Origin of the sequence: Actinomadura roseirufa, assembly GCF_900659635.1 — a bacterium.
Classification (GTDB): domain Bacteria; phylum Actinomycetota; class Actinomycetes; order Streptosporangiales; family Streptosporangiaceae; genus Spirillospora; species Spirillospora roseirufa.
On sequence record NZ_CAACVB010000471.1, the window covers coordinates 1 to 3531 of the forward strand.

Annotated in this window: 4 protein-coding genes; all 4 read right to left on the reverse strand. The window is 73.0% G+C overall.

The features are described 5' to 3' along the window. Nucleotides 1-180 (reverse strand): hypothetical protein (locus tag E1291_RS40260; protein WP_131743255.1); only part of this gene is annotated, 180 nt, incomplete at its 3' end. A gap of 58 nt (nt 181-238) precedes the next feature. Continuing rightward, a complete protein-coding gene (locus E1291_RS40265) occupies nt 239-349 on the reverse strand; it encodes a SapB/AmfS family lanthipeptide (protein ID WP_089315262.1) in 111 nt (36 codons plus the stop codon). A 6-nt stretch (nt 350-355) separates the two neighbouring features. Further along, complete coding sequence (lanKC, locus tag E1291_RS40270) at nt 356-2926, reverse strand: class III lanthionine synthetase LanKC (RefSeq protein ID WP_131743256.1); 2571 nt, start codon at nt 2924-2926, stop codon at nt 356-358. 314 nt (nt 2927-3240) lie between these two features. Next, nucleotides 3241-3531 (reverse strand): response regulator transcription factor (locus tag E1291_RS45555; RefSeq protein ID WP_242614680.1); only part of this gene is annotated, 291 nt, incomplete at its 5' end.

A 3531-nucleotide genomic window follows, 5' to 3' on the forward strand; every position in this document is an offset into this window, starting at 1 on the left:
CGGGACGGCGTCGACGGCGCGGGCCAGGGCGAGGGGAAGCAGCGTGGCCGCCGCGGCGTCCGCGAGCGCCGTGACGGCGAGCAGCGCGGTCCAGCCGCCCGCGCGCCGGGTGGCGCCGAGGAGCAGCCGGTCCGCGCCGGGGGGGACGGCACCGTCCGCGAGGGTGGTACCGGAGGTCATGGGGGTTCTCCCGCGATGGCGGCCATGGTCCCACGGGGACCATGGCCGCCAAAGGCCGCTAGAGGCAGATGGTGATGCTGTGCGAGCTGTGGCAGAGCAGGCTCAGGCTGCTGTTGCCGCCGCCGCCGCCGTTCTCGCTCACCATTCCCTGGAGGTCAAGAAGCGCCATTGTCCGTCACCTCCTTTCGGGCTGGATAGAGGTGGCCGCCGTGGAGGTCTCCACGGAGGGTCCTTGGGCCGTCCCGAAGAACGGCAGCCCCGCCGGCACCGTGTGCTGGGCCGCGCCGAGCGCGAGCAGCGCACCGGCGGTGCCGGTCGCGAGGTCCATCGAGAGCCGGTACATGTGCTCGCCGGGCATTCCGAGCCCGCCCCCGTAGGGCAGGGCGTGCCACGCGAGGTCGCGGACGTGCCGCGTCACACAGGGGTCGGTGCGGTCGTGCCGGGCCAGGTAGAGCAGCATCCCGGCGCGTCCGTTGAACAGCCCCGGCTGGGCGTAGTAGCGGGACGTCGCCGCGAGCCGCACGGCCGCGCGGACGTCCCGGAACCCCTCGTCCTGCGGCCGGTGCGCGAGGTAGTCGTCCACGACCAGGCCGATGCCGACGCTGCCGCGGCCGAGATAGGGCAGGACCCGGTGTCCCTGGTCGACGTGCAGGGCCCCGTTGCCGTCCTTGACGCAGGCCGCCAGGTCGCGGCGCAGCTCGGCCGCCGCCAGGTCGAGCATCTCCGTCTCGCCCGTCCGCTCGTACCAGCGGACGAACATCAGCGCGGTGCCCGCCCCGCCGTACATCAGCCCCGGTCGCGGGCTCGTCCCGTCCGCGGGCCGTTCCGCGGCCCGCTCCGCCACGATCCGCACGGCCCGCGCCGCGGCGTCGCGCAGGGACGCCGTTCCGGTGAGGTCGCCGAGGTGGCCGAGGACGAGCGCGTACCCGGGGAGCCCGCCGTACAGGTCGTCGCCGAGCCGCTCCCACCGCTCGTTCAGGCAGTGGTCAACGGCCGCGAGCGCCGCGTCCAGATGGCCGAGCCGGGCGAGGGCGAACGCGGCTCCCTGGAGCCCGTCGTAGAGTCCGAGCCCGGTGCCGCGGGACGGCGCGGCGACCCGCTCGGCCAGCCACTCCTCGTGCCCGGGGTCGCGGCTCACGCCGGTCGACTCCAGCGCGTACAGCACCCCCGCGGCGCCGTGGGCGAGCCCGAGCGCGGCGCCGCCGAACTGCTCGACGTCGCCCGGGAACAGGCGGTCGGTGCGGGCGGGGGTGGCGCTCGCCCGCACCGCCCGCGTCAACGCCGCCCGGGAGCTCGCCCAGCCGCCGGGGCCGGGCTCGAACGATGGGGCCGGGACGTCCGGGACGCCCCGGGTGATCTCCTCGACCGCCTCGTCCAGGAAGTGCCGGGGGACGGGGAAGTACTCGGCGACCAGGTCGGCCAGCCGGCGGGCCTTGCCGCGGTCGATGACGAACAGCGTCGTCATCGGGACGAACAGCGCCAGCCGCAGGCACGCGAGGGCGTAACGGTCGACGCCCGTGCCGCGCCGGTCCGGCGGGGCGAGGAAGGCCGGGTTGGCGAGGGTCTGCCGGCCGTGGTCGGCGGCGGGCGCCGCCACCTCGAAGTCGATCAGGGCCACCGAGTCGTCCGGGCGGACCATGATGTTGAACATGTGCAGGTCGTTGAAGACGACGCCGCGTTCGTGGATCTCCGCGACCAGCCGCTCCACGCCCTCGTGCACGCGCAGCGCCCACGAGGTGTAGGCGGCGACCTTGCCCGGCTCCGGCTCGGGATCGAGCATCGGGTGCCGCTCGGCGAAGAAGGTGTTGAGGGTGCGCCCCTCGATGAACTCCTGGACGAGGAAGTGGTGCTCGCCGAGCGTGAACGAGCCGCGCACCGCGGGGATCCCGTCGATCCCGTCCAGCCGGGCCAGAGTCTCGCGCTCGCGCTCCAGCCGCGTCACCGCGTCGGCGCCGTCGGCCGCGAGCCCCGCGTGGGGCCGCGCCTCTTTCAGCACGACCTTCTCGCCCGTCCGGGTGTCGGTGCCGGCGTACACGCCGCCGCCGTTGGAGAAGTGCAGCGCCTTCTCGATCCGGTAGGGCAGGTCGGTGGTGGTCGTCGCGCCGCGCGCCGCCAGATGCGGTTCGAGACAGCGGGGGAGCCTCACCCACGCCGGGACGGAGAACACCGGGTTGCGCCGGTCGGGGACCAGCGTGCCCGAACCGTCCTCCAGCGCGGGCACCAGCTCGCCGCGCTCGTCCAGGCAGCGCCGCTCGGCGAAGCCGCCGTAACGGACGTGCAGCGGGCCCGCACCGATGCGCAGGTCGCTGAGAATGTAGGGGCCGGGCAGGCCGCCGACTCGCGCCTCGAGCTCCTCCAGCACCGATTCCAGCTCGTGCTCGTCCGCCGGATAGATGGTGACGAGTTTGCCGCTGGCGCCTCGCGGAGCGTATTTCGCATTGCGCATCCGGAGCGTGCCCGGCCCGCGCAGATGCTTGAATTCGATGCCCTTGCCGACGCAGTACTCGAAGGTGTGCTCCAGAACCTCGTCCGCGCTCTCGGCACAGCCCGTGACATGCACTTTCCACCCCTGGAGGGGCACCCGCTGCACGGGCGGGACGTACACCGTCCACTCGTCCCCGCGCACCCGCCGCCATCCCTCCGGCAGTTCCCGGCCGGCGATGTCGAATTCGGTGTCCCGGGTGGTGGGAGGGGTGTCGTAAAAGAACTGGTCTGCGAGGCAGTAAAGCTCGTACCGCTTGTCCACGACGACGACCCCCTTCCTTTGCGGCGCCCCTTGGCGTCACGAGGAAAAGAATTGCAGGCGATTCCCTGAATGGCTAGTGTCTGGGATAACGACCCAACCGTGAAGATGTACCGCCGTGCCGTGAGATTCCGTCACCGTACCGGCGGTGTTCACTGCAAGCTCGGCCCCCTGCGCTCGCCGGCGCTCGCTTCGTGACCGTGCTCGTGCGAGCGCGAATCGCTTCGCGATCTTCCCGGCGGGGGCTCGCCTCCGGCGTCTCCCCCGCCGGTCAGGTCGTGCGCTCGCGTGGCGGCCGAGCAAGCCGGGGACGGGCTCTAGAGGCCCTCGCGGTGGGCCAGGGCGGCGGCCTGGGTGCGGCTGGCGACGCTCAGCTTGCCGAGGATGTTGGAGACGTGGACGCTCGCCGTCTTCGGGGAGATGAACAGCTCGGCGGCGATCTGCTTGTTGTTGCGGCCCTCGGCGACCAGCTTCAGCACCTCGCGCTCGCGGCCGGTCAGACCGGCGAGCCGTCCGGCGGGCTCACCGGCCGTTCCGCCGGAGCCGCGGGCCGGGGCGAGGCGGGAGATCGGAAGAGCACACGTCTGAACTCCAGTCACTCCAGCCAA

Excerpts from the sequence above, each read along its gene's own strand:
- E1291_RS40265 (WP_089315262.1), bottom strand. The coding sequence starts at position 349 with ATGGCGCTTCTTGACCTCCAGGGAATGGTGAGCGAGAACGGCGGCGGC.